General features: G+C 61.1%; 23 protein-coding genes. 21 read left to right on the top strand and 2 right to left on the bottom strand.

The genetic code is table 11. The features are described from left to right. The first annotated feature begins 15 nt into the window (after positions 1 to 15). The 12 genes from LY631_RS05565 (at position 16) to LY631_RS05510 (ending at position 12,806) form a co-directional block, all read left to right on the top strand. Positions 16 to 2,940, top strand: coding sequence for an SPOR domain-containing protein (locus tag LY631_RS05565; RefSeq protein ID WP_274424133.1), 2,925 nt, complete (start codon positions 16 to 18; stop codon positions 2,938 to 2,940). 69 nt (positions 2,941 to 3,009) lie between these two features. Then, complete coding sequence (gene nagZ, locus LY631_RS05560; protein WP_274424132.1) at positions 3,010 to 4,029, top strand: beta-N-acetylhexosaminidase; 1,020 nt, start codon at positions 3,010 to 3,012, stop codon at positions 4,027 to 4,029. Positions 4,030 to 4,109: 80 nt separating this feature from the next. Further along, positions 4,110 to 4,904 carry a segregation and condensation protein A gene (locus LY631_RS05555; protein ID WP_274424460.1) on the top strand — a complete coding sequence of 265 codons (795 nt, stop codon included), beginning with the start codon at positions 4,110 to 4,112 and terminating at the stop codon, positions 4,902 to 4,904. Next, positions 4,901 to 5,638 carry an SMC-Scp complex subunit ScpB gene (gene scpB, locus LY631_RS05550; RefSeq protein WP_274424131.1) on the top strand — a complete coding sequence of 246 codons (738 nt, stop codon included), beginning with the start codon at positions 4,901 to 4,903 and terminating at the stop codon, positions 5,636 to 5,638. The genes LY631_RS05555 and scpB overlap by 4 nt, the downstream gene beginning before the upstream one ends. Before the next feature lie 95 nt (positions 5,639 to 5,733). Then, positions 5,734 to 6,837 carry an ABC transporter ATP-binding protein gene (locus LY631_RS05545; RefSeq protein WP_274424459.1) on the top strand — a complete coding sequence of 368 codons (1,104 nt, stop codon included), beginning with the start codon at positions 5,734 to 5,736 and terminating at the stop codon, positions 6,835 to 6,837. Between the two features lie 38 nt (positions 6,838 to 6,875). Next, on the top strand, positions 6,876 to 7,097 hold the full coding sequence (locus LY631_RS05540) for a twin-arginine translocase TatA/TatE family subunit (protein WP_274424130.1): 222 nt from the start codon (positions 6,876 to 6,878) through the stop codon (positions 7,095 to 7,097). A 29-nt stretch (positions 7,098 to 7,126) separates the two neighbouring features. Next, the gene (gene tatB / locus LY631_RS05535) at positions 7,127 to 7,780 is read left to right on the top strand and encodes a Sec-independent protein translocase protein TatB (RefSeq protein ID WP_274424129.1); all 654 of its coding nucleotides are present in this window, start codon (positions 7,127 to 7,129) and stop codon (positions 7,778 to 7,780) included. Beyond that, on the top strand, positions 7,777 to 8,616 hold the full coding sequence (gene tatC, locus LY631_RS05530) for a twin-arginine translocase subunit TatC (RefSeq protein WP_274424128.1): 840 nt from the start codon (positions 7,777 to 7,779) through the stop codon (positions 8,614 to 8,616). Before tatB ends, tatC begins: the two co-directional genes overlap by 4 nt. Positions 8,617 to 8,678: 62 nt before the next feature. Next, positions 8,679 to 10,043, top strand: a complete 1,365-nt coding sequence (serS, locus tag LY631_RS05525; RefSeq protein ID WP_274424127.1) for a serine--tRNA ligase — start codon at positions 8,679 to 8,681, stop codon at positions 10,041 to 10,043. A 46-nt stretch (positions 10,044 to 10,089) separates the two neighbouring features. After that, entirely contained in the window at positions 10,090 to 10,848 is a 759-nt protein-coding gene (surE, locus tag LY631_RS05520; protein WP_274424126.1) for a 5'/3'-nucleotidase SurE, read from the top strand. Beyond that, positions 10,845 to 11,492, top strand: a complete 648-nt coding sequence (locus LY631_RS05515) for a protein-L-isoaspartate(D-aspartate) O-methyltransferase (RefSeq protein WP_274424125.1) — start codon at positions 10,845 to 10,847, stop codon at positions 11,490 to 11,492. The genes surE and LY631_RS05515 overlap by 4 nt, the downstream gene beginning before the upstream one ends. A gap of 144 nt (positions 11,493 to 11,636) precedes the next feature. Then, complete coding sequence (locus LY631_RS05510; protein ID WP_274424124.1) at positions 11,637 to 12,806, top strand: peptidoglycan DD-metalloendopeptidase family protein; 1,170 nt, start codon at positions 11,637 to 11,639, stop codon at positions 12,804 to 12,806. Between the two features lie 33 nt (positions 12,807 to 12,839). Here LY631_RS05510 and LY631_RS05505 read toward each other — a convergent pair whose 3' ends face one another. Further along, positions 12,840 to 13,718, bottom strand: coding sequence for an ATP-binding protein (locus LY631_RS05505; protein WP_274424123.1), 879 nt, complete (start codon positions 13,716 to 13,718; stop codon positions 12,840 to 12,842). 214 nt (positions 13,719 to 13,932) lie between these two features. On the opposite strand from LY631_RS05505, the gene yajC reads away from it, so the two are divergent. From yajC to LY631_RS05480, 5 genes are all read left to right on the top strand, one after another. After that, the gene (gene yajC, locus LY631_RS05500) at positions 13,933 to 14,265 is read left to right on the top strand and encodes a preprotein translocase subunit YajC (RefSeq protein ID WP_274424122.1); all 333 of its coding nucleotides are present in this window, start codon (positions 13,933 to 13,935) and stop codon (positions 14,263 to 14,265) included. A gap of 81 nt (positions 14,266 to 14,346) precedes the next feature. Next, on the top strand, positions 14,347 to 16,905 hold the full coding sequence (gene secDF, locus LY631_RS05495; RefSeq protein ID WP_274424121.1) for a protein translocase subunit SecDF: 2,559 nt from the start codon (positions 14,347 to 14,349) through the stop codon (positions 16,903 to 16,905). Further along, positions 16,902 to 17,291, top strand: a complete 390-nt coding sequence (locus LY631_RS05490; protein WP_274424120.1) for an Mth938-like domain-containing protein — start codon at positions 16,902 to 16,904, stop codon at positions 17,289 to 17,291. The genes secDF and LY631_RS05490 overlap by 4 nt, the downstream gene beginning before the upstream one ends. Beyond that, positions 17,291 to 18,136, top strand: coding sequence for a phytoene/squalene synthase family protein (locus tag LY631_RS05485; protein WP_274424119.1), 846 nt, complete (start codon positions 17,291 to 17,293; stop codon positions 18,134 to 18,136). The genes LY631_RS05490 and LY631_RS05485 overlap by 1 nt, the downstream gene beginning before the upstream one ends. A 94-nt stretch (positions 18,137 to 18,230) precedes the next feature. Then, positions 18,231 to 19,997, top strand: a complete 1,767-nt coding sequence (locus tag LY631_RS05480; protein WP_274424118.1) for a DUF4153 domain-containing protein — start codon at positions 18,231 to 18,233, stop codon at positions 19,995 to 19,997. A 15-nt stretch (positions 19,998 to 20,012) separates the two neighbouring features. On the opposite strand, the gene trmFO is transcribed toward LY631_RS05480, so the two are convergent. Beyond that, a complete protein-coding gene (gene trmFO / locus LY631_RS05475; protein WP_274424117.1) occupies positions 20,013 to 21,422 on the bottom strand; it encodes a methylenetetrahydrofolate--tRNA-(uracil(54)-C(5))-methyltransferase (FADH(2)-oxidizing) TrmFO in 1,410 nt (469 codons plus the stop codon). A 489-nt stretch (positions 21,423 to 21,911) separates the two neighbouring features. On the opposite strand from trmFO, the gene LY631_RS05470 reads away from it, so the two are divergent. The 4 genes from LY631_RS05470 to LY631_RS05455 are packed head-to-tail and all read left to right on the top strand — an operon-like array spanning position 21,912 to position 24,174. Continuing rightward, on the top strand, positions 21,912 to 22,523 hold the full coding sequence (locus LY631_RS05470) for a LysE family translocator (RefSeq protein ID WP_274424116.1): 612 nt from the start codon (positions 21,912 to 21,914) through the stop codon (positions 22,521 to 22,523). Between the two features lie 48 nt (positions 22,524 to 22,571). After that, complete coding sequence (gene coaD, locus LY631_RS05465) at positions 22,572 to 23,072, top strand: pantetheine-phosphate adenylyltransferase (RefSeq protein WP_274424115.1); 501 nt, start codon at positions 22,572 to 22,574, stop codon at positions 23,070 to 23,072. Positions 23,073 to 23,097: 25 nt separating this feature from the next. Next, on the top strand, positions 23,098 to 23,679 hold the full coding sequence (locus tag LY631_RS05460; protein WP_274424114.1) for a peptidylprolyl isomerase: 582 nt from the start codon (positions 23,098 to 23,100) through the stop codon (positions 23,677 to 23,679). 21 nt (positions 23,680 to 23,700) lie between these two features. Further along, a complete protein-coding gene (locus LY631_RS05455; RefSeq protein ID WP_274424113.1) occupies positions 23,701 to 24,174 on the top strand; it encodes a peptidylprolyl isomerase in 474 nt (157 codons plus the stop codon). Position 24,175: the final 1 nt, after the last annotated feature.

Raw genomic sequence — 24,175 nt, 5'->3', positions numbered from 1 at the left:
ATCGGGTTTGGGAATATGGCTGACAGCAACAACGGAAAAAGCACGGAGCAGGGTAAACTCCTCGAGGACGACCCTTTTGCCGAGCTGACGCGGATCATGGGCTATGGATCGGGTGAGGCTCAGCCTCCGGCACAGGACGATGCGCAAGAGCCGCACGATGACCTGGCGCTTGATCTCGAGCAGGAACTCATGGGCGGGCTTTCGCTCGGTCAGGAGGAACAGCAGGTGCCGGAGGAGATGCCGGCGCCCGTCGCGGCCTCACAGGACGAGGAGCCGGTCCCCGCGCAACACTATCCCGAAATATCCGCTCACGATTCGGTGCCGGAGGATACGCTGGCTGCCGAACTCGATCAGGCCTTGAGCCTGGGTGACGGGCTCGACGCGCCTGCTGCAAGCGTGGACGCGGAGCTCGATCAGGTTTTCGAAAAACTCGATGAAGAGACCCCGGCAAGTTCTGACCCGGCGGAGCCGCTGCACTTGGATGCTGAACTGACGGCAGAGCCGGACCAGAGCGCTCCGATGTTCACGGATTTCCGGCCGCTTCCTCCCGAACTGGCTTTCAGAACCGGCGACGAGCCGTATCAAGAGCCTGGCGATCTGGATGCTTCCGAGCCCGCCCCCGAGTACCTGGCAGAGCCGGTAGAACCCGAAGAACAGGAGTCGGTAGCGGCGGATGCGCGGGATCCGGATGTTCCCGTTTTCATCGATTTCAAACCGCTTCCTCCTGAACAGTCCTTCGGAACCCATGAAGAGCGTCAGTCCGACGATCCCGGCGCGGCTGAGGCCTCGTCGGAGTTTGATGGGCAGGAGCCTGTGTCTTCGGACCCGCAGGCCCAGGATATACCGGTCTTTACGGATTTCCGGCCCCTTCCACCCGAACTGGCTTTCGGAACTTACGGCGAACCTGAGCCGCAGGTCCAGGAGGTCGTTGCATCACAGGCGGTGGACCCGGTGCAGCCAGAGTTCGCTCCAGTCGAACTGCAAAACGATCCGCAGCAACTGCCATCGGATGCGATCGAGGATAGCGCGGCAGAACCGGCGTTCGCCAGCTTCGCGGAACCGCAACAGGGGTACGATCCAGCACCTGGTGCGGATGGTGCACAAACACCTGTCACCGAAGTAAGCCAGGATACCGATTTTGATCAGCCGCTTCTGTCTGCCGAGGAGCTTGCAGCGGGGCTGGAGGATCTGCATGGGCTAGCGCCGGAGCTTTCCGACGCGCCCGCGCCGGCGCAGGATGCTCGTTCTCATGCGGGCCTACCGCAGGAGGACAATGTGGTCGGCGATGCATCGCAGGCTGAATGGCCGGCAACGGATTTTGGCGCCCAATCAGATGCACCAGCGGGTGATGTCGCGCCGCCGCCGCAGGTCGAGACGGTCGACGTGCCGGAAAGGGCCGTGGCTCTGGCGGACAATCTCGACATTCCTGACGTGCCTTACCGCGAGGAAAAGCAGCAAACCGGCCATTTCGATGAGATCGAGGAGATTCTCGCCGGCGCGTTTGGGGGTCCGGCTGCACCTGACGTCCCGCAGGACGAGGAATCGGCAGGTTATTCGCAGTCCGGGGATGTGGCGTCGGAAAATGCGGAAGAAGAAGACTACGGCCTCGGCGGCATGGCCGCTGCCGGTGTCATTGGCGGTGGTGTTGCTGCTGGCCTATCAGGCGGACGCGATGACTTCCACTCCGAAGCGGCCCATCATGGCTACTGGGAAGACAGGCAGGGCTGGAATGACAGCCATCAGGGTTCGCTTGCGCCCGAGCCGGGGATAGCGCCTCCTCCTCCTCTTCGATCAACCAAAGCCCTTTGGGGCTCGCGCGCTCTTCTGGCGAGCTGTGTTTTCGGCGCTATTGCCGTTCTCGGGGGCGTAACGGTTTATGCGCTCAACTTTGGAGATGGCGATTCCGGTCCGATCCGGGTTTCGGCGGAGAACTCTCCTGTAAAGGTCAAACCGGAGGACCCGGGCGGCGTCGAAATCCCTAATCAGGACAATCAAGTCTACAAGCGTGTTTCGGGTGAAGACATGGATACCCAGCCCGCACAGGCGAGTCTCGTGTCGACGACCGAAGATCCAGTCGAACTGCCGCCACCCGGGATTGACATGAACGCGCCGACTGAACAGCCGGCAGCAAATTCCGGGCAGTCGGTTGCCCTCGCGCCACCGGCAGACGTGACGAATGATCTGTCTGCGTCCGCTGCAGATGAAACGAACGGTTCACCAGCTCTGGCGGCAACCCAGGACGATGCGGCCTCTCCTGCCGATGAGAGTAATGGAACCGGCACTTTCGCTGATGAAAGTGTTACAAGCGGCGATGCCGTGGCAGATAAAATCGAGGACCGACTGGCCGCCGTCGACTCGGAAGCGACCGACACAAGTGGCACTAACGAAGTGGCATCTCTCTCACCGCGCCGGGTACGCTCTCTCGTCGTACGTCCCGATGGTACCATGGTACCAAACGAACCGCCGCAGGCGGAACCTTCTGCAAATAATGGCGAAGTCCAGGAAAGCGGGGAGACCGGGCTTGCAATTCCCGATTCCGGACCGATTCCCCCGTCGCGGCCGACGAACGTAGCGTCTGTTCAGACCCCCTCTGTGTCCGCGGCGGACAGTGCGCCGCAGCAACAGCAATCGGCCGCGCCACAGCAGCAGCAAGAGGCTTCGCAGACCGCGGCTGCGTCCCCCCAGCAGTCCGGCGGTTCTCCGTGGTCTGTGCAAATTGCGTCCCAGCCGACAGCGGAAGGTGCCCAGGCGTCCTATCAGTCCTTGGCGCAGCGCTTCGGCAACGTGCTGGAGGGGAGGGGCGTCAACATCGTGAAGGCCGATATCGAAGGGAGAGGCACTTTTTACCGCGTGCGCATTCCCTCGTCCTCCAAGAATGACGCGATCCAACTGTGTGAGCAGCTCAAAGCCTCCGGCGGTAGCTGCTTCGTTTCGCAGTAAACGACCGCGCGGCCGCCTGAATTGGCGGTGGCGCGTGCTTTAAGACTCGCTTGCCGCTATCCTCACGCCATGAGCGAATCAAAAGCGATGATCCTGGGCGCAGCGGGAACGCGGCTCAGTGCCGATGAAACAGCCTTTTTTCGCGACGAGCGGCCTTGGGGTTTTATCCTTTTCGCGCGCAACATCGCGGAGGCGGAGCAGGTGCGCGACCTCGTAGCCGCGATGCGGGAGGCTATCGGACGGCCAGATGCGCCGGTATTCGTCGATCAGGAGGGCGGGCGCGTGCAGCGACTGCGGCCGCCCTTGGCGCCGGACTATCCGAACGCTGCTTCCATTGGCGCTCTTTATGAGCACGACCGCAAAGCGGGATCGCGGGCTGCATGGCTGTTTGGCCGGCTCCACGCTTTCGATCTGGCGCGATACGGCTTCTCCGTCGATTGTTTGCCCGTCCTCGATGTTCCCGTCGCCGGCGCGCACGACGTGATCGGCAATCGCGCTTTCGGCAATGATCCCGACACGGTTATCGCGCTTGGCCGGGCCGCGGCGGACGGACTGATAGCGGGCGGTATCCTGCCCGTCATGAAGCATGTGCCGGGACATGGCAGGGCCGGTGCGGACAGCCATAAAGCCCTTCCGCATGTTGACGCTTCGCTGGAGGACCTGCGTGCGCAGGACTTCATCCCGTTCAAGGCGCTTTCCGGACTGCCGATGGCGATGACGGCGCACGTGGTTTACGCCGCGATCGATCCCGACAATCCTTCCACGACATCGCGGCGGGTCATCGAGGACATCATTCGCGGTGAGATCGGCTTCGACGGTCTGCTGATGAGCGACGATGTTTCGATGAATGCGCTTTCTGGGGATTTCGGCTCGCGTACGCGGGCGATCCTTGCAGCGGGATGCGATCTTGTCCTTCACTGCAACGGCTCGATGGAGGAAATGAGGGCCGTGGCCCGAAACGCGCCTGAATTGTCGGGCAAAAGCGCGGCACGGGCATTGGCAGCTCTCGCAGCGCGCAAAGCTGCCGACGACACGAATGAGGCGGAGGCCCGGGCCGAATTCGGCGGGTTCCTTGAGAGCGTCGCTTGAAACGATATGACAACGGAGCCATCTAAGTGGCGGAAGCAAAAAAGGAAACGACCAACAGGCCGACCGGCAAACCTATCCCCATGGATAAGCTGTGGGCTGAAGACGAGACTGAGCGTGGCGTCTCCGAGCCGGCGCTGACAGTCGATGTTGAGGGGTTTGAAGGACCGCTCGACCTGCTTCTGCACTTGGCACGCACCCAGAAGGTCGACCTCGCGAAAATTTCCGTTCTTGCACTGGCGGAGCAGTATCTCCAGTTCATTGAGCGTGTTCGCCGCGTGCGGCTCGAACTGGCGGCGGATTATCTCGTCATGGCGGCGTGGCTGGCCTTTCTCAAGTCGCGCCTTCTGATCCCGCAGCAAGAGGATGACGAAGAACCCACGGGCGAGGAGATGGCGGCGGCTCTGCAATTCCGCCTGAAACGGCTGGAAGCCATGCGCGATGCCGGAGCGCGGCTGGTCAATCGCAACCGCCTGGAGCGCGATGTCTTTGCGCGCGGCATGCCGGAGCCGGTAATCGTTCAGAAGAAAAGCACCTACACCGCCACACTCTACGATTTGCTTACCGCCTATGCGAGCCAGCGCCAGCGCAAGGCTGTGACGAACGTACAGATCGCCAAGCGTGGTGTGTGGTCTCTCAAGCAGGCGCGTGACGTGCTGGGCCGCATGATCGGTGATCTGGCGGATTGGACCGAACTCGACCGCTTCCTGGTTGCCTATCTCACGCGGCCCGAGGAACGCCCCTCGGCGGTAGCGAGCACGTTTGCCGCCTCTCTGGAGCTCGTGCGCGAGGGCGCGCTTGAAATGCGCCAGCAAGAGCCGTTCGCGCCGCTTTATCTGCGCCAGGGGCCGAGACACGCCGATTGGAGGGATCTATGAACGAGAGCGGAAACGTCGTCCCTTTTCGGCCCGATGACGAAAACGCGGAAACCGGCGAAGAGCGGCCGGCCGCCGAGGGCATTGTCCTTGCGGAGGCAAAGCGTATGGCCGAGGCGCTGGTTTTCGCCAGTAGCGAGCCCGTCTCCACCAAGGCGATGGCCGAACGCCTGCCCGAAGGCACCGATATTTCCGCCGTCATGGAGGATCTCCAGCGCGACTACGAAAAGCGTGGCGTGAACCTGGTTCGCGTCGATGACTGCTGGGCATTCCGCACCGCCGGCGATCTCGCTTTCTTGCTGAGCCGCAATGCAGTTCAGCAGAAGAAACTGTCACGGGCGGCGCTGGAGATGCTGGCGATCATCGCCTACCACCAGCCGGTGACGCGGGCGGAGATAGAGGAAATCCGCGGCGTGGAAACCTCCAAAGGCACACTCGACACGCTGATGGAAACAGGCTGGGTGAAAATGCGCGGACGCCGGCGTACGCCGGGACGGCCGGTGACCTATGGCACGACGCTGGAATTCCTCGACCATTTCGGCCTTGAGGAACTGCGCGATTTGCCCGGACTGGACGAGCTGAAAGGTGCTGGGCTGCTTTCCGCGCGCATGCCGGCGAATTTCTCCGTGCCGCAGCCGCCGAGCGACCCGGACACACTTACCGAAGACGAGGATCCGCTGACGGATATCGACCTGGAGGACCTAGGTCTGTTGACACCGCGCGTGGAGGATGATTGACCCTTTTGGGCAAGTCTTCTTGAGGGGCATGATCAACAAATAGGCGCGTGGAACGGATCATGCTGGATCGAGCGCCGGGCAAGAGTGTCGCGGGCATGAATGAGTCGGAGGCAAAGCGGTCAGGTGTCACCGCGGGGGTGACGTTTGCCGCGCGCCTCGGGTTCGAGCGGATCAGTCACCGCTTCTCCGGCGATCAGCAGATATTGAAGGACGTGACGCTGACGGCCGAGCCGGGCGAGGTTTTGTGCCTGCTCGGGCCGTCCGGCTCCGGGAAGACGACGCTTTTGCGGATCGCAGCGGGTATCGAGACGCAGAGCGGCGGGCGCGTGCTCCTCAACGAGCGTGAGATTGCCGGCCCGAACGCCTTCGTGCCGCCGGAGGAGCGCTCCATCGGACTTGTCTTCCAGGATTTCGCGCTGTTCCCTCATCTTACAATCCTCGACAATGTACGTTTCGGCCTGACGGCGCTCTCGCGCGAGGAATCCAAGCGTGAGGCGATGATCGCGCTTTCTCGGGTCGGGCTGGAGCCCTATGCCAAGGCATATCCACACGTGCTGTCGGGCGGCGAGCAGCAGCGGGTGGCGCTCGCCCGCGCGCTGGCGCCTCGTCCGGCGGTGCTTCTTCTGGACGAGCCGTTTTCCGGGCTAGACTCGCGGCTGAAAGACTCCGTACGTGCGGAGACGCTCGCGATTCTGCGGCAAAGCCGGGCGACGGCTATGGTGGTCACGCACGACGCGGAGGAGGCGATGCGCCTCGGCGACCGCATCGCGCTCATGAAGGAGGGGCGGCTGATTCAGGCCGGCACAGCGGAGGAGCTTTATCTCCAGCCCGCCGATCTTTTCGTGGCCGGCTTCTTCTCCGAGCTCAATCTTTTCGACGGGCGCGTGGTGGCCGGCATGGCGGAGACGCCGGTAGGCCGCTTTGCCGCGCTTGGCAGAGCGGATGGAGATTCCGTCACCGTGGCGGTCCGCCTCTCGGGTTTTGATATTACCGAGGCAGCAGGCGATGTCGAGGCGCGCGTGGTTTCGCGCCGGTTTCTGGGGGTAGTGGAACTACTTGAACTTGCCGTGCCTGGGGCGGAAGAACTCGTACGTGCTCGCGTCCGTTGCGGTCAACTTCCGCCGGGGATACGTGACATTTGGTTAAATGTGCGCCATAGCGACGTACTAGTGTTTGAAAGACGGCGCGAAAGCGCATAAATCAGGTAATCCGGCAACAGGGCAAAGAGTATTCAATCATGGGTTCCTTCTCAATCTGGCACTGGCTCATCGTGCTTGTGGTGGTCCTGCTCCTCTTCGGGCGGGGCAAGATTCCCGAGCTGATGGGTGATATGGCCAAAGGTATCAAGAACTTCCGCAAAGGCATGGCGGACGACGACGACTCCGAAGATGCGAAGACTGTGGAGCATCAGCCGGAAGAGCCGGTGAAGGAAACCAAGCAGAAGGCAAGCAAAACCTGATCGCCTCCTGCAGTTTCGGACGCTAAACCATGCTTGATTTCGGGTGGCCTGAGCTTCTGCTGATCGCGATCGTTCTGATCGTTGTCGTAGGGCCGAAGGATTTGCCGCGCGTTCTGCGCAGTTTCGGCCGCACTACGACGAAGCTGCGGGGAATGGCGGGCGACTTCCGAAAGCAGTTCGACGAAGCCATGCGCGAGGCTGAGCTGGACGACGTCAAGAATTTCGCTCGCGACGTGAAGGAGCTCGACCCGCGCAATGAGCTGAAAAAGCATATGAGCCCGCTCCGGGATGCGGAACGCGACATTCGCAGCGGACTGAACGACGCGGCGAAGCCGAAGTCCTCGACCGATAAAAGCGAAAGTGCGGCCGCCCCGGCAAAGACGGAGCAGGCCAAAGAGGCCGGGACGAAGGTCTCGGCCACGCCGGCCAAGAGCGGGCCATCGAAGGCCTCTCCCGCGAAAAGCACTTCGGCCAAGGCCACGCCAGCGAAAACCGGCGACAAGAAACCCGCGGCGACAACGGCGGGGAAGTCGCCTTCCAAATCCACCGCCAAGCCGGCGGCGAAAAAGGCATCTGCGCCGAAGAAGACGGCGGCCAAGCCGGTCGGCAATAGCGGGACTAAAACGGATAACAAAACGAACGCTGCTGCAAGCAGTCAGAAAAAAGCGGGAACCACGTCGTGAACGCTAGGAACGACGACGAAGAAGTTGAAAAGTCCTCGGCTCCGCTGATCGAACATCTGATCGAGTTGCGGTCGCGGCTAATGTGGGCCATCGCCGGCTTTTTCGTGGCGTTCCTTATCTGCTTCTACTTTGCCAAAGAAATTTTCAATCTCCTGGTGATCCCGTTTCAGTGGGCGTCGCAGTGGGCCGGGCTCGATGAAGATAAGGTCGACCTCATCTACACCGCGCCGCAGGAGTTCTTCTTCACGCAGATCAAGCTGGCCATGTTCGGCGGGCTGATTCTGGCGTTTCCGGTCATCGCCACGCAGGTCTACAAGTTCGTCGCGCCGGGGCTTTACCGGAACGAGCGGCGGGCTTTTCTTCCGTTTCTTGTGGCGTCGCCCGTGCTGTTCATCATCGGCGGCGCGCTGGTCTATTTCTTCTTCACGCCTATGGTCATGTGGTTCTTCCTGTCCATGCAGCAGGTGGGCCCGGGTGAAGAGATACAGATTTCACTCCTGCCGCGCGTTTCCGAGTATCTCGGCCTCATCATGACGCTGATTCTCTCCTTTGGGCTGGTTTTCCAGTTGCCGGTCGTGACGACGCTCATGGCGCGCGCCGGTCTGCTGACGTCCGAGGGTCTGGTCGAAAAGCGCAAATACGCCATTGTCGGGGCGTTCGTGGTGGCCGCTGTGCTGACGCCCCCCGATCCGGTGAGCCAGATCGGCCTTGCGCTTCCAACTATCCTTCTCTACGAGGTGTCCATCTGGAGCGCCCGGATCATGGAGCGCAAGCGCGAGGAACAGGCCGCTGAGGCCGAGGCGGCGGCGGAGCAGAACACCGGCACCGCATCCTAAAACTCCCTTGCGGGCCTTTGCTCGGGCGATCTTCACGGTCAAATCGATGCCCGGATGTTCACATGCTCGACGTAAGATGGATTCGCGAAAACCCGAAAACCCTTGTGGAAGCGCTGGTGAAGCGCGGGCAGAGGGAGGATGAGGCGCGATCTATCGTCGACGCGGTGATCGCGGCCGACGAGGAACGCCGCACGCACCTGGTGAAGCTTCAGGAGGCACAGGAACGCCGCAACGCTGCCTCCAAGGAGATCGGCAGGGCCATGGCCGCCGGCGATACGGAAACGGCGGAGAAGCTGAAGGCCGAGGTGGCCGAGCGGAAGAGTTTTGTCCAGAACGGCGAGGCGAAGGAGCGCGAGCTTGATGCTGCGCTACGCGACCAGCTTGCCGGCATTCCGAATGTGCCTCTTGAAGACGCGCCGGTCGGCGCCGATGAGGACGACAATGTCGAGATTCGCAAGGTCGGCGAGGCGAAGCTCCCCAATTGGGCGAAGGAGCACTACGAGCTCGGCGAAGCGCTCGGAATGATGGATTTCGAGCGGGCCGCGAAGCTGTCGGGCTCGCGCTTTACCGTGCTTTCCGGCCAGCTTGCCCGGCTGGAGCGCGCGCTTGGGCAGTTCATGCTCGACCTGCACACGACCGAACACGGTTATACGGAAGTGCAGCCGCCGCTTTTGGTGCGAGACGATGCATTGTTTGGCACGGGGCAGTTGCCGAAGTTCGGTGATGACTTGTTCTTTACGCACCCGGAGGTTCGCGCTGTACTCCCGGACGGAGGCATGGTGCATGCGCCACTGCCGGAGGAAGCCAAGACATACGGTCGGCGATTAGGGCTCATCCCCACCGCCGAGGTACCGCTCACCAATCTCGTGCGCGAAGAAATTCTCGACGCCGAAAAGCTCCCCCTGCGCTTCACCGCGCTCACCCCGTGCTTCCGCTCGGAAGCCGGATCGGCGGGGCGGGATACGCGCGGCATGCTGCGCCAGCACCAGTTCTACAAGGTCGAGTTGGTCTCGGTCACGGACGCCGAGAGCTCCATTCAGGAGCACGAGCGCATGACCCAATGCGCCGAGACGGTGCTGAAAAAGCTGGGCCTGCCATACCGAACCGTGGTGCTGTGCACCGGCGACATGGGTTTCGGCGCGCAAAAGACCTATGACATCGAGGTGTGGCTGCCGGGGCAGAAGACGTATCGCGAAATCTCCTCGTGCTCCGTCTGCGGTGATTTCCAGGCCCGCCGCATGGATGCGCGCTATCGTATGCCCGGCCAGAAGCAGACACATTTCGTCCATACGTTGAACGGCTCCGGCGTGGCGGTCGGCCGCGCGCTCATCGCGGTCATGGAAAACTATCAGAACGAGGACGGCAGCATCACCGTCCCCGAAGTGCTCCTTCCCTATATGGGCGGGCTGACGAAGATCGGCGGCTGATAGCCCAGAGCCAACGGCGTCGGAAAATTGAGGAACCGGTAAATCCATGCGCATATTGCTGACCAATGACGACGGCATCCATGCCGAGGGGCTTGCAGCGCTGGAGCGCGTCGCCCGGACCTTGTCCGACGATGTATGGGTCGTCGCGCCGGAGACGGACCAGTCCGGCTTCGCGCATTCGCTCTCGCTGTCAGAGCCGCTACGGATGCGCCAGATCGACGATCGGCATTTCGCCCTACGGGGAACGCCGACCGATTGTGTCATCATGGGTGTTCGAAAGGTGATGGACACACCGCCTGACCTGATCCTCTCCGGCGTCAACAACGGCACGAACATCGCCGACGATGTCACCTATTCGGGCACCGTTGCCGGCGCGATGGAAGGAACGTTGCTCGGCATCCGTTCGGTCGCGCTCAGCCAAGCCTATAGCTTCGATGAGGACATTCGCTACATTCCGTGGGAGACGACGGAGGCGGTGGCACCGGCGCTGCTCAAAAAGCTGATTGCCACCGATTTGCCTCCAGGTGTGTTTTTGAACGTGAACTTTCCGAACTGCGCACCGGAAAAGGTCAGGGGAACGCAGGTAACTTATCAGGGCAAGCTGGTGCACGGACTGGGGATTGAAGAGCGCAAGGACGGGCGTGGCTTTCCCTACTATTGGTTGCGGTTCGGCAGGAAGAAGTCCGAGATTCGGGAGGGCAGCGATCAAGCGGCCGTGCGGGACGGCTATATCTCCGTCTCGCCGCTGCACCTGGATTTGACGGCCCATGAGGTGCGGGAGAAATTGGTTGGAGTGCTTGGATGATTGCAGACGAGGAGCGCGAGGGTTTCGCTGCTTTTCTTTTGCGCATGCGTGCGCGAAACGTGACGTCCACCGAACTTTTTTCGGCTATGGAGGAAACGCCTCGGGGCAGCTTCGTGCCTTCGGAATGGCGTGACTGGGTCTGGTCAAATCGGGCTATTCCCATTGAATGCGGAGAGACGCTCGAATCCTGCGATCTCCAGGCCACGATAATTCATGCACTCGAACTCGCGCCAGGCAAACGCGTTCTCGAGATCGGGACCGGCTCTGGCTACACGGCAGCTGTCATCGCCAGAATAGCGGAACGTGTGCTCAGCGTGGACAGGTACAAGACGTTGGTCGAGCAGGCGATACAGCGCCATCAATCGCTGGGCATCGACAATATCATAGTTCGCCAGGGTGACGGGCTGGAAGGAGCGAACGATGGTCCGTTCGACCGGATCGTGTCATGGGCTGCCTTCGATGAGATGCCGCGCCGATTCGCGGATTTTCTTACCAGTGATGGAATAATGGTTGCGCCGATCGGGCCAGGCGACGACGTTCAGACGTTGTCCAAACTGGCCAAGGTCGGGAGCCGGTTCGAGCGCACGGATCTGGAAAGCTTGCGAATGCAACCACTGATTAAGGGCGTGGCTCAGGCCCTGTGACATTTGCGGGCAATTCTCAGGACCTTTAACCGCGCATTAAGATTAAATCCGCTTTAATGGAGTTATTCAGATTCAGAAGGGTGCGCGGGTAGCTTCATGCATTTCGGCATCACATCACAATTTAGACGCAGCTTAACGCAAAGCGTGGCAGTTCTCCTGCTCGGCGGCATCGTCACGGCGTGCGGTTCGACCGCGAATCTCACGGACGGGCTGGTCACCAATTCGACCGACGCGTCAGCGCGCGTTCGACCCAAGGTCGCGGTGGGCAATGGCGGCGGAATGCAGACGGCTGCCCAGACCAACCCGCAGCCGTCTTATTCCAGTTCCAATATTCAGAGCGCACCAGCAACGATCCGTTCATCCGCGGTGACCTCGTCGCAGCTTCCGCCGCCCAGCAGTAGCCAGCAACAGCAGGCGGCCCTGCCGGCACCGTCCAATACCGCCGGTGCAGTCAACTCGGGCGCGGCGCAGCAGGATGCGGCGCGTTCCCAGCCGGCCGAGACGCAGGATCCGGAACCTGCCGCAAGGACGCCCGCTCAGACCCAAAGCGCGTCCGGACAATCCACGGCGGCCGGTGGCACCTACACGGTGGCGTCCGGCGACACGCTGTACGCGATTTCTCGAAAGACTGGTGTTAGTGTCGATCGGCTTGCCGAAGCAAACAATGTTTCCGGCGGTGCGATTCGTGTCGGTCAGAAGCTGACGATCCCGGGCGGCAACGCTACGAACATTGCCAGTTCCCAGGAGAGTAACAGTTCGTCTGCCGGCAACAGTCAGCCGGTACAGATGGCAGCTGCGCAACTGCCGCAAACGCAGGAGACCTCGGCGCAAGACACGCAAGCCGAGCCGCGCCAGCGAGACGAAGAGCCCGTTGTGGTCGAGGCGGATGCCGCGACCGAGGGCGGGGACGAGGAGCAGGTTGCCGCCCTGACGCCCGATTCCACAGGTGCCGGCAATTTGCGCTGGCCCGTGCGTGGCCGTGTCGTATCGGCTTTCGATAGCGGCAGCAGCGATGGAATCGATATTGCCGTCCCGGAAGGCACTGCCGTTCACGCCGCAGAAAATGGCGTCGTCATCTACGCGGGAGACGGCCTGAAAGGCTTCGGCAATACCGTGCTGGTGCGTCACGATGACGGGCTGGTGACCGTCTACGGCCATGCTTCGGAACTGAAGGTGAAGCGCGGTGACCAGGTCACGCGCGGCCAACAAATCGCGCTTTCCGGTATGTCCGGCAACACGGACCGGCCGAAGCTGCATTTCGAGGTGCGCGAGGGGACGAGTCCCGTCGACCCCATGGCCTACCTGCAGCAGTAGGCCGGGTCGACGGCGGGCGCGCCGTAGTCCTTCTTATTCCTTAAGACCTTGGCCCAGCCGGCCGGCGAGATCTTGGACGAACTGCCAGGCGACGCGGCCGGAGCGGCTGCCACGCGTAGTGGCCCATTCCAGTGCTTCAGCGCGCAGGGTTTCATCATCCACAATCAGATCGTGATAATTCACATATCCCTCGATCATGGCGAGGTACTCGTCCTGCGAGCACTTGTGAAATCCGAGCCACAGACCGAAGCGATCTGAAAGCGATACCTTTTCCTCGACGGCTTCCGACGGATTGATAGCGGTGGAGCGCTCGTTCTCCATCATGTCGCGCGGCAGGAGATGACGACGATTCGAGGTCGCATAAAAGATGACGTTGTCGGGTCGTCCCTGAACACCCCCCTCGAGAGCCGCCTTCAGCGACTTATACGACGTATCGTCATGATCGAAGGACAGATCGTCGCAGAAGAGGATAAACCGGTGGCCGGTGTCCCTTACCAGAGCCATCAGACCGGGAAGGCTTTCGATGTCTTCGCGATGAATCTCGATCAGTTTCAGAATGGTAGTGCCAGGCTCGCGGCTCTCGTTGACGTCTGCGTGAACCGCCTTGACCAGCGAGGATTTTCCCATGCCGCGCGCGCCCCAAAGCAGCGCATTGTTGGCCGGCAGCCCGGCTGCAAAGCGATGCGTGTTGTCGAGCAGTATGTCGCGCGGGCGGTCGACGCCCTTGATGAGGCTGAGATCGACGCGGTTTACCTTCGCCACTGGCGATAACGCGCCGGTTTCCGGCTCCCAGACAAAGCAATCGGCCGCCTCGAGGTCCGGCGTGACAGGCGGGGAAGGGGCCAAGCGGGAAACGGCGGCGATCAGCCGGTCGAGCTTTTCATTCAACGCCTCGATGGCTTTGTCACTCATCGTAAGCCCCTTGGTGCGACTGGCGATAGTACCGTACGGTACGGTTCTTTCACAGCGCCTTTGAGATTGCAAGCAGACGGTTCTTTTCATGGGCCGGGAAGCCTGATATTCGGCCCTTTGCTAAGCGGTTGCAAACAGGGGCTGAACATCTATATTCCGCCCAGCTTAAGGAGAGGCAATAGGGGCCTTTCCGCATTTTCTCGGGAGTTTATTAATGCTTGTGACACCGGCATATGCCCAGGCGGGCGGCGCACCAGATATCTTTATCAGTATCCTGCCGTTCGTTCTGATCTTTGTGATCATGTATTTTCTGATCATCCGCCCGCAGCGCCAGCAGATGAAAAAACGCAATGAGATGCTTGCTGCCGTGCGCCGTGGAGACACGGTGGTGACAGGTGGTGGCCTTGTCGGCAAAGTCACGAAGGTGCTCAATGACACCGAACTGGAGGTCGATTTGGGGGCAGGCAACAAGGTGACCGCCGTTCGCTCCATGCTGGCGGACGTTCGGGTCAAGGCCGAGCCCGCCAAGGAAAAGGTCGAGAAATAACGGCCTGAAAGCAGTCGCGTTGGGGCGCAAGACCAGGCCTCGGTCTGAGTATCAGGTCGAGCCTGAATAATAAGAGGCAGCATGTTACATTTTTCGCGCTTGCAGACGTTCTTCATCTGGCTTGTCGTGGCGCTTGGCGTCCTTTACGCGGCTCCCAACGTTCTTCCGCAATCCTATTTCGTACCACTGCCGAGCTGGGCTCCGTCCCAGCCCATGACGCTCGGCCTCGATCTGCAGGGCGGCTCGCATATCCTTCTACAGCTTGATCGTCAGGAACTGATCGATGAACGCCTGACGACCGTGCGCGACGAGACCCGGCGCCTGCTGCGCGCCGAGCGGATCGGCTACACCGGTCTGGCCGCCTCCGATCAGTCCGTGCGCGTGCGCATCCGTGACACAGAGCAGGTGGACGCCGCCAGGGAGGCGCTGGACGAGCTTATCCAGCCAGTGACTTCGGGCGCATTCGGTGCAGGCAGTCTGCGAGAAATACAGCTGGAGGAACCCGAACCAGGCGTCTTGCGCCTGAACCTCACGCAGGAGGGGATCGAATACCGGCTCTCTTCTGCCCTCACGCAATCCATCGAAGTGATCAGCCGGCGCGTCAACGAGTTGGGCACGACGGAGCCTGTCATCCAGCGTCAGGGCGATGACCGCATTCTGGTGCAGGTGCCGGGACTTGATGATCCTGAACGCCTGAAGGATCTGCTCGGGCAGACCGCTCGGCTGACCTTCCAGATGGTGGATCAGTCGGTTCCGGTCGAAGAAGCGGTCGATGGCAGGCCGCCGGCGGGTACATCGGTCATGTATTCGATGGACGAGCCGGCGGTTCCCTACGTTATTGAAGACCGGGTGATCGTTTCGGGCGAGAACCTGGTCGACGCCCAGGCAACTTTCGATCAACGAACAAACGAGCCGGTCGTCTCCTTCCGCTTCGACACCCAGGGCGCTACGCGTTTCGGCCGGACGACGCAGGAGAATGTTGGCCGTCTGTTCGCGATTGTTCTTGACGGGCAGGTGATTTCCGCACCGCAAATTCGCGAGCCGATTCTCGGCGGCTCGGGGCAGATTTCCGGCAGCTTCACGGTGCAGACGGCCAATGACCTAGCGGTCCTGCTGCGCGCCGGTGCTCTACCGGCAAGCCTGACGGTCATCGAGGAACGCACGGTGGGGCCAGGGCTCGGCCAGGACTCCATTGATGCGGGCACGACAGCCTCTATTATCGGCGCACTGCTGGTTGTCGGTTTCATGATCGCCGCCTACGGACTGTTCGGAGTATTCGCGGTCATCGCGCTCACGGCTAACATCTGCATAATCATCGCCGTTCTATCCGGGCTTGGCGCAACGCTGACGCTGCCCGGTATAGCCGGCATCGTGCTCACCATGGGCATGGCGGTCGACTCGAACGTGCTCGTCTTCGAGCGAATACGCGAGGAGCGGGCGGCAGGGCGCTCGATCATCCACTCGGCGGATGGCGGCTTCTCGAAAGCTCTATCGACGATCGTCGACGCCAATCTGACGACACTGATCGCCGCAATAATCCTGTTCTATCTCGGTTCCGGCCCGATCCGCGGCTTCGCGATCACGCTCGCTATCGGTATCGTTACCACGGTTTTCTCAGCTTACACTCTGACTCGGTGGATGGTTGCCGAATGGGTACGCCGTAGCCGCCCGAAGGAACTTCCGCGCATGCCGTTGCAGTTCATTCCGGTGGACACCGCAGTAAAGTTCATGTGGCTGCGCCGAATGACATTCTCGCTTTCGGCCCTGGCACTGGTCGCCTGCATCGGCGCGTTTGCGACCATCAACATGAATTACGGTATCGACTTCCGGGGCGGCTCCGCTATTGAGGTGCAATCTCTGGAAGGCAACGCCGGTATTGCCGATATTCGCAGCCGCCTTTCCGGTCTTGATCTTGGCGACGTGCAGGTGCAGGAATTCGGCGATCCGCGTGAAGTGCTCATCCGCGTTCAGGCACAGGGCGGCGGCGATACCGCGGAACAGCAGGTGGTCAACAGCGTGCGCTCCGTCCTGGAGAGTGATTACGAGTTCCGCCGCGTCGAAGTTGTCGGCCCGACGATTTCGGCCGAACTCGCAAGGGCCGGAACGATCGCCGTTCTCGTCGCGCTTTTCGCCATTCTGGTCTACATCTGGCTGCGGTTCGAGTGGCAGTTCGCAATCGGCGCGATATTGGCAACGCTGCACGATGTCATCATGACTATCGGCTTCTTTGTGATCACTGGGATCGAGTTCAACCTGTCCAGTATAGCGGCGATTCTGACGATCGTCGGCTACTCGTTGAACGACACCGTGGTGGTCTATGACCGCGTCCGCGAGAACCTGCGGCGGTTCAAGAAGATGCCGTTGCCGCAATTGCTCGACCTCTCGGTGAACCAGATGCTTCCGCGAACCGTTATGACGTCGATCACGACGCTTCTGGCGCTTGTGGCGCTCTATGCATTCGGTGGTGAGGTCATCCGTTCCTTCACGGCCGCGATGATTTTCGGTGTCGTGATCGGCACCTACTCGTCGATCTTCGTCGCCGGCCCGCTGCTGATCCTCTTCCGCATGCGGCCGGGGGCGCTGACGGGAGGTGAGACGCAGGAGAAGGACACAACGGACCAGGTTCCGGCCAAGGGATGACGGGCGGCATGCAAATACGCGACGCGCATTTTCCGGGGCGCGCGCCCATAGATGCCTACGGCAATGGTGGTTTCCGTTTTGCCGAGATGTCCCATCGAGGCTCGCTGCTCTGCCTGCCTTCAGGCATTTATGGGTGGAGAGCCGACGATCCGGCGGTGTTGAGTGAGGCGGATTTCGAAAGACCGATCGCGGAAGCCGAAGAGATAGAGATCCTGCTCATCGGAACCGGTAAAGGGCTTCGGCCGCTGTCCGCGGAGTTGCGCAAGGTCTTGAAGGATGCCGGCATGGCCGTGGAAACCATGGCGACCGGGGCGGCGGTACGCACCTTCAATGTGCTCCTGGCCGAGGAGCGGGCGGTGGCAGCTGCCATCATTGCCGTGGACTGATGACCGCCGGCGAAGCCGAGATCGCCGAAACTGTCCGCAGGGGCGATCCCGACCGCTATCTGGCGGCGCTATACGCACCCGCGCCGAAGCGCGAGGCGCTCTTGGCGCTTTATGCCTTCAATGTGGAAACCGCCGCTGTTCGCGACCGAATCAGCGAGGCGTTGCCCGGTGAGATTCGGCTGCAATGGTGGCGCGACTTGCTCGCCGAGGCGGCTGACCCCGCCTCGGCCGCGGGACATCCCATAGCGGCGGCACTTCTTGAGGTGGTTCGCGATTACAATCTGCCGGTCGATGCCTTTCAGAACATGCTGGAAGCGCGCATCTTCGATCTCTACGACGATCCGATGCCGAGTCGCACCGATCTCGAAGGTTATTGCGGCGAAACGGCGTCCGCCCTGATCCAGCTTTCCTCCCTCATTCTTGACGCAGAGGCGGCGGGCAGGACTGCGGCATTGGCCGGCCATGCCGGCTGCGCTCAGGCGATTGCCGGGCTTTTGCGCCTTCTGCCGATCCATAGGCGGCGGGGGCAGTGCTACATCCCGCTCGACATGCTGCAAGCCGTTGGAATGACACAGGACGAGCTTGTCTCTGGCGAAGATACCGAGGGGGCGAATCGGGCTGTGGTGGCGATGATCGCGCTGGGGCGTGACCACCTCGTCGAATTCAGGAAAGGGGCAGGGGACATTCCGCCGCCCCTCAGGCCAGCCTTTCTGCCGGTGTCCCTCGCGGAAGCTTACTTCAAACGCATCGAGCAAAGCGGTCTCGATCCGCTGGACGAGATCGCGACACTGTCACCGCTGCGGCGGCACTGGCTTCTCTTGCGCCACGCCACCAAAGGCTGGTGACACTCGCGGCTATTTCGAGCCAAAATCGACACAGGCGTTTTGTTCCCGCCAAAATTGCATCTAAGTATGATCTCCGTTGGTTGGGAGATTCGTCATGTCGGCATGGGCAGGAAGCACGCACGCGGGCTGGGGCGCGGTTTTCGTTGAAATGCTTCTGGGCGTGCGCGCCGCCGTCTACCGCTTTCCGGCGGTCGCGCTGTTCCTGCTTGCCGCCATGCTCCAGTCCAACCTGCTGATTTCCGGTATCGATCTTTTTCATACGGGTAGAGACCTCCTCGATCCGGAGCTTGTGATCGGGCTTTCTGCCGGCGCCATAGCCGCGCTCTCCGTTGCGCTGTTCGGGGAATCGTGTGGGATATCCGCTCTTTTAAAAGCGATCGGCGGACTTGCGGCGGGGGCGATCGTCACGGCGCTGATCGTTTTCTCGTATACATTTGACACACTTGAATGGACATTGCTTTTGGGGCTGACCGGCGCGATTTTGCTCGCGCCAGTCGTCCGACGCGGCAGTGCCAGCGCGTTCTGGATGTTCTCAGCGCGCATTGCGTTTGCCGCGCTGCTGGCGCTCTTGGCTCTGTTGCTTTTTGCCGGCGGCATCTCGGCCATTCTCACGAGCCTTACTCTGCTGTTCGGACTGGATGTTCCGAGCGAGCTCTATCAGCATGTCTGGGCTTTCACCGGCCTCTTTGCCGCCCCGCTTTTCGGGCTAGGGCAGGTGCCAGAGCGCTTCGATGAGAAACCGGGACACGAAGCGGCCGGTTTCATGGACCGCGGCATGCGCGCGCTCGGTGATTTTGTGGCCGCCCCGCTGTTAATTACCTATGCCGTGATTCTTCACGTTTATGCTCTCAAGATCGTTGTTTCCGGTGACGTTCCGGAGGGGCAAATCGGATGGCTCGTCTTTATCTACGGCGTCTGCGTGTACGGCGCGCTCCTGCTCATAAATCCTTTCTTTGACCGGGCCCGCGCTCCCACCAGATTTCTTCTGCGGTTCTGGCCGTTCTTTCAGATCGTACCACTCGGGCTCCTGGCGTACGCGGTCACGGTTCGGATTGGCAGCTATGGCGTGACCCCAGATCGCTTCTTTCTCGCGCTCTTTGGCCTAGTGGCAGCGCTGATCGTCCTCATCCAGCTCGTGCCGCGCCTGCGCGGGGATACGCGATGGATGGCATTGCTGCCGGTTCTGGCGTTGATCTTCGGCAGTTTCGGTCCTCAGGGAGCCGTAGGCGCGTCAATAAGAAGTCAGGCCGAGCGCTTCCTGCAGATCGTCGACAGCGAACCTTTAAGCGATGAGCAAAATGATCAGGCACTCTCTGCCTTATCCGCGCTGAACAGGTATGACGCGCTGTCGCGCGTTGCGCCGCCAAACGGTACCCTTGATGCTGCCGATGCAGAAAACTTCATGAAGGTTGCCAAGGCGTGGGGACTGGATCCGACGCGCGATGCAGCCGTGGCAAGCGGACGCGCCTTCAATCGGCGCGACGAATTAGCGGCCTTCGGCATCGGCGATTACGACACGATCGTGGAAGGCGTCAGCTTGTCTTCAGAGGGAGGGTCGACACCAACATCGGTGAATTTGCCCTCGGGGGAGCAAATCGCATTCGCGGTGACGCAGGACAATCTCGTGGTCACGCAGGGGAGGGAAACTGCGCGTTTTCCAATCTCCCCCGATACTTTCCAAGACCTACTCGGCCAGCAGAGCAACGACTCGCCCGAAGTAGAACTGCAGGCCGGCGGCCGCAAACTGAAAATCCTGTTAGACCATATCTATTTCAGCGAAAGCGAAGACGGCGAACCGGTACAGGTTCAGGCGCTTGCGGGTGCTATACTGCTGCACTCGGCCGATTGGTCGCAGCAGTAAGAGCGAGATGCGTTGTTATTCGGCGGCCGCGCGGCTCTCAATGCCGAGCCAGGCTCGACAATCGGCCAAGGCTCGCGCCGTCATTGCCCGTTTCCTGGCAACCGACTTGTCCTTGCCGCGCAGGCGTTTGCCGCCCTCGAGCTTCGGAAGCTCCACCGGTGGGAAGAGGCCAAAATTGATGTTCATCGGCTGGAACGAGCGCTTGCCCGGCTCATCATCGGAGAGGATGTGCCCGCCGGTGATGTGGTTGAGGAGCGCGCCGAAGGCCGTAGTCGCCGGCGGCGGCGCGATCCGCTCCCCGCGCCTTTCGGCAGCGGCGAGGCGGCCGGTCAGAAGGCCGATGGCGGCGCTTTCAACATAACCCTCGCAGCCGGTGATTTGTCCCGCAAAGCGCAGGCCAGGGCGGGATCTCAATTGAAGCTTTCCGTCAAGCAAGGCCGGTGAATTGATGTAGGTGTTGCGGTGCAACCCGCCGAGTCGTGCGAATTCCGCGTTCTCCAGTCCGGGGATCATGCGGAAGATTTGGACCTGCTCGCCGTATTTCAGCTTCGTCTGGAAGCCGACCATATTGTAGAGCGTGCCCAGCGCATTGTCCTGGCGAAGCTGGACGACCGCATAGGCTTTTTCGTCCGGCTTGTGTGCGTTTGTCAGCCCCATGGGCTTCATGGGTCCGTGGCGCAGCGTTTCCGGCCCGCGCTCGGCCATAACCTCGATGGGTAGGCAGCCATCGAAATAGGGTGTGCCTTCCCATTCCTTGAAGGTGGTTTTCTCGCCATCGAGCAGCGCCTGGATAAAGGCCTCGTACTGCTCCTTGTTCATCGGGCAGTTGATGTAGTCCTTGCCCGTGCCGCCCGGACCGATCTTGTCGTAGCGCGACTGGAACCACGCGACATCCATGTTAACCGTGTCGAAATGCACGATTGGTGCGATGGCATCGAAGAAGGCGAGCGCGTCGGCACCCGTCTTTTCACGGATCGCTTCGGCCAGTCCCGGCGCTGTGAGCGGGCCGGTGGCAATGATTACTTGGTCCCATTCCTCCGGCGGAAGGCCCGTAATCTCTCCGCGCTGGACCGTTATGAGAGGATGGTCTTCGATGGCCCGCGTCACTGCATCGGAAAAACCGTCGCGGTCAACCGCCAGCGCGCCGCCGGCCGGGACCTGATTGGCGTCACCCGAACGCATGATAAGCGAACCGGCCAATCGCATCTCCGCGTGCAGGAGACCGACCGCATTGGTCTCGGCATCGTCGGAACGGAATGAATTCGAGCAGACGAGTTCCGCGAGCCCGTCGGTCTGGTGAGCTTCAGTGCCGCGAACAGGCCGCATTTCGTGCAGGATGACGGGAACGCCGGCTTCCGCCGCCTGCCACGCTGCCTCGGATCCGGCAAGCCCGCCGCCGATCACGTGAATGGGTTGATAGGTCATAGGGCGGGAGATAAGTCGAAGCACCGCCGAATGCAACGAAAACCAACGATGATCACGACGAAGGCGGGATGCGCCGGGACCTAAACAGTTGGTCCGAACCCGCCGGCGGTCCGCCGGACATCATGCGCCTGGGCGAGTGGAGTTAGCGGGCCTGCCGGTAAGTAATAACCGCTCCTGCTTTACCGCCTGATACGGTGCCGATTGGGTCTGATTCGGTTTTCCAGCTTCACACGCTGCGATTCTTGGTGAAGGGCGAAGGCGGTTGCGATCAACATGGAAAGCATCATCGCCGCAGCAAACATAGATATTAGCATGGCTCTAGCCTCCTTGCCATTCCTTAACGAGTGAATCCCAAGTTTGGTTTCACCTCATGATGCGTTGAATGACACGAGCGGGCGGAACGGGTACTGAACGGCTGGTTCATGTCCTGTTCATCTTGCCATTTCCGGTTGTCTCTGCCTTTCTGAAGCGGAACACGGAGGATCACGCATGCCGGACACCGGCGTCCTACTCTCTTATATCGTCGCCTGCATCGCGCTTATCGTCGTGCCAGGACCGTCGGTCACGGTTATCATTGCGAATTCATTGCGGCATGGCGCTCGTGCAGGCATGCTCAATGTGCTCGGAACGCAACTCGGTCTGGCGGCGATGATCGGTGTTCTGGCCGTTGGGTTGGCGGCAGTCGTCAATGCGATGGGCGGCGTTTTCGAGATATTGCGGCTCCTTGGGGCAGCCTATCTCATCTGGCTCGGCATTAGGATGTGGCGCTCAGATGGTTCGTTGGGAGGGGGCACCGCCCCGCGAGCGCAGCGATCGTTCGTTCTCCAGGGCTTTATCGTCATCTGGTCCAATCCCAAGGCGCTAATCTTCTTCGGGGCCTTCATCCCGCAGTTCATCGATCCCGCCGGCAGCACCGCGTGGCAAACAGTCTTCCTCGGGGGGATATTCATGGCCGTCGCGACGATCGGCGATTCGCTTTACGCCTTCGCGGCAAGCGGACTGGGTTCGCGCCTGACCAGGGCGCGTGTGCAACTCGTGGAGCGCATATCGGGCACCTGCCTGATCGGCGGCGGCCTTTGGCTCGCCTTGGCGCGCCGCTGACGCGATCACGAATTGCCTTCATCCGCCAAGGGCGATAGAAGCTCAGGCATGAGCGAGCGCATAGCCTTTTACGCGGGATCCTTCGACCCGCTGACGAATGGTCATCTCGACGTGCTGAAGGGCGCGTTGTTCGTGGCCGATACGCTGATCGTGGGGATTGGCATACACGCAGGAAAGAAGCCGCTTTTCTCGTATGAAGAGCGGGTCGAGCTCATCGAGCGCTCGGCGGCCGATGAGCTCGGACCGGATGCGACGCGCATCAAGGTTGTTGCTTTCGAGAATCTCGTCATTGACGCTGCCCGTGAGCATGCCGCCTCGATCATGATTCGAGGCCTGCGCGATGGCACCGATCTGGACTACGAGATGCAGATGGCGGGAATGAACGAGACCATGGCTCCGGAACTGCAGACCGTTTTTCTGCCGGCCAGTCCCTCGGTCCGCACCATTACGGCCACACTCGTGCGCCAAATTGCGTCCATGAGCGGGGACATCACTCCATTCGTGCCGGCAGCCGTCGCCGGTGCGCTTGTCAGCAAGTTTGCCGACTGAACATACGTAATCGGAGAAGTTCATCATGCGCCTAGCTTCCATCGCCGCTTCCATCAGCCTTGCCGCGAGCCTATTTCTCGCGGTCACCGCGCAAGCCGCCGAGCCGGGAGATACACTGGTCCTTGAGCTTGAGAGCGGGAACGTCGAAATCGCCCTTCGGCCCGATCTGGCGCCGCAGCACGTGGAGCGGATCAAACAGCTTGCGCGCGAAGGGGCCTATGACAATGTCGCCTTTCACCGGGTGATTGACGGCTTCATGGCGCAAACAGGCGATGTTGAGTTCGGTGACATGGAGGAGGGCTACGATCCGCAGCGCGCGGGCACCGGCGGCTCCGAACATCCCGACCTGCCGGCGGAATTTTCCGACGCATCCTTCGAGCGCGGTACGGTAGGTATGGCGCGCTCTCAGAACCCGGATTCCGCTAACTCGCAATTCTTCATCATGTTTGCGCCGGCGTCTCACCTGGACGGCAGCTATACGGTCGTCGGAAAGGTGGAAAACGGAATGGAGCACGTTGACGAGATCAAGAAGGGCGATCCCGCCAATAATGGTTCCGTCGACGATCCCGACCGCATCATCCGCGCCTATATCGCGGCGGACGAATAACACGACAGGAAAGGGCCTCCCGTGGCTGAAATCAAAGATCCCGAGAACACCATTGTCATGGAAACCACCAAGGGAAAGGTGGTGATCGAACTGATGCCGGACGTCGCGCCGGCGCATGTCGCGCGCATCAAGGAGCTTTCGCGCGAGGGCTTTTACGACAATGTCGTGTTTCACCGCGTCATCGACGGGTTCATGGCGCAGACTGGCGACCCCACAGGCACCGGCACGGGCGGCTCCGACAAACCAGATCTCGAGGCGGAGTTTTCCAATGTGAGCCATGCGCGCGGCACATGCTCCATGGCGCGCACGCAAAACCCGAACTCGGCAAACTCCCAGTTCTTCATCTGCTTTGAAGATGCCCCGTGGCTCAACAAGCAGTACTCGATCTGGGGACAGGTGATCGAGGGCATGGATAACGTCGATAAGATCAAGCGCGGCGAGCCCGTGCGCGATCCCGATTCCATCGTTTCCATGCGTGTGGCCGCGGACCTGTGAC

The organism is Chelativorans sp. YIM 93263 (genome assembly GCF_028767125.1).
Classification (GTDB): Bacteria; Pseudomonadota; Alphaproteobacteria; order Rhizobiales; family Rhizobiaceae; genus Chelativorans.
The sequence above is the reverse complement of the archived record's forward strand: the minus strand, read 5'-3'. Positions and strand labels throughout refer to the sequence as shown.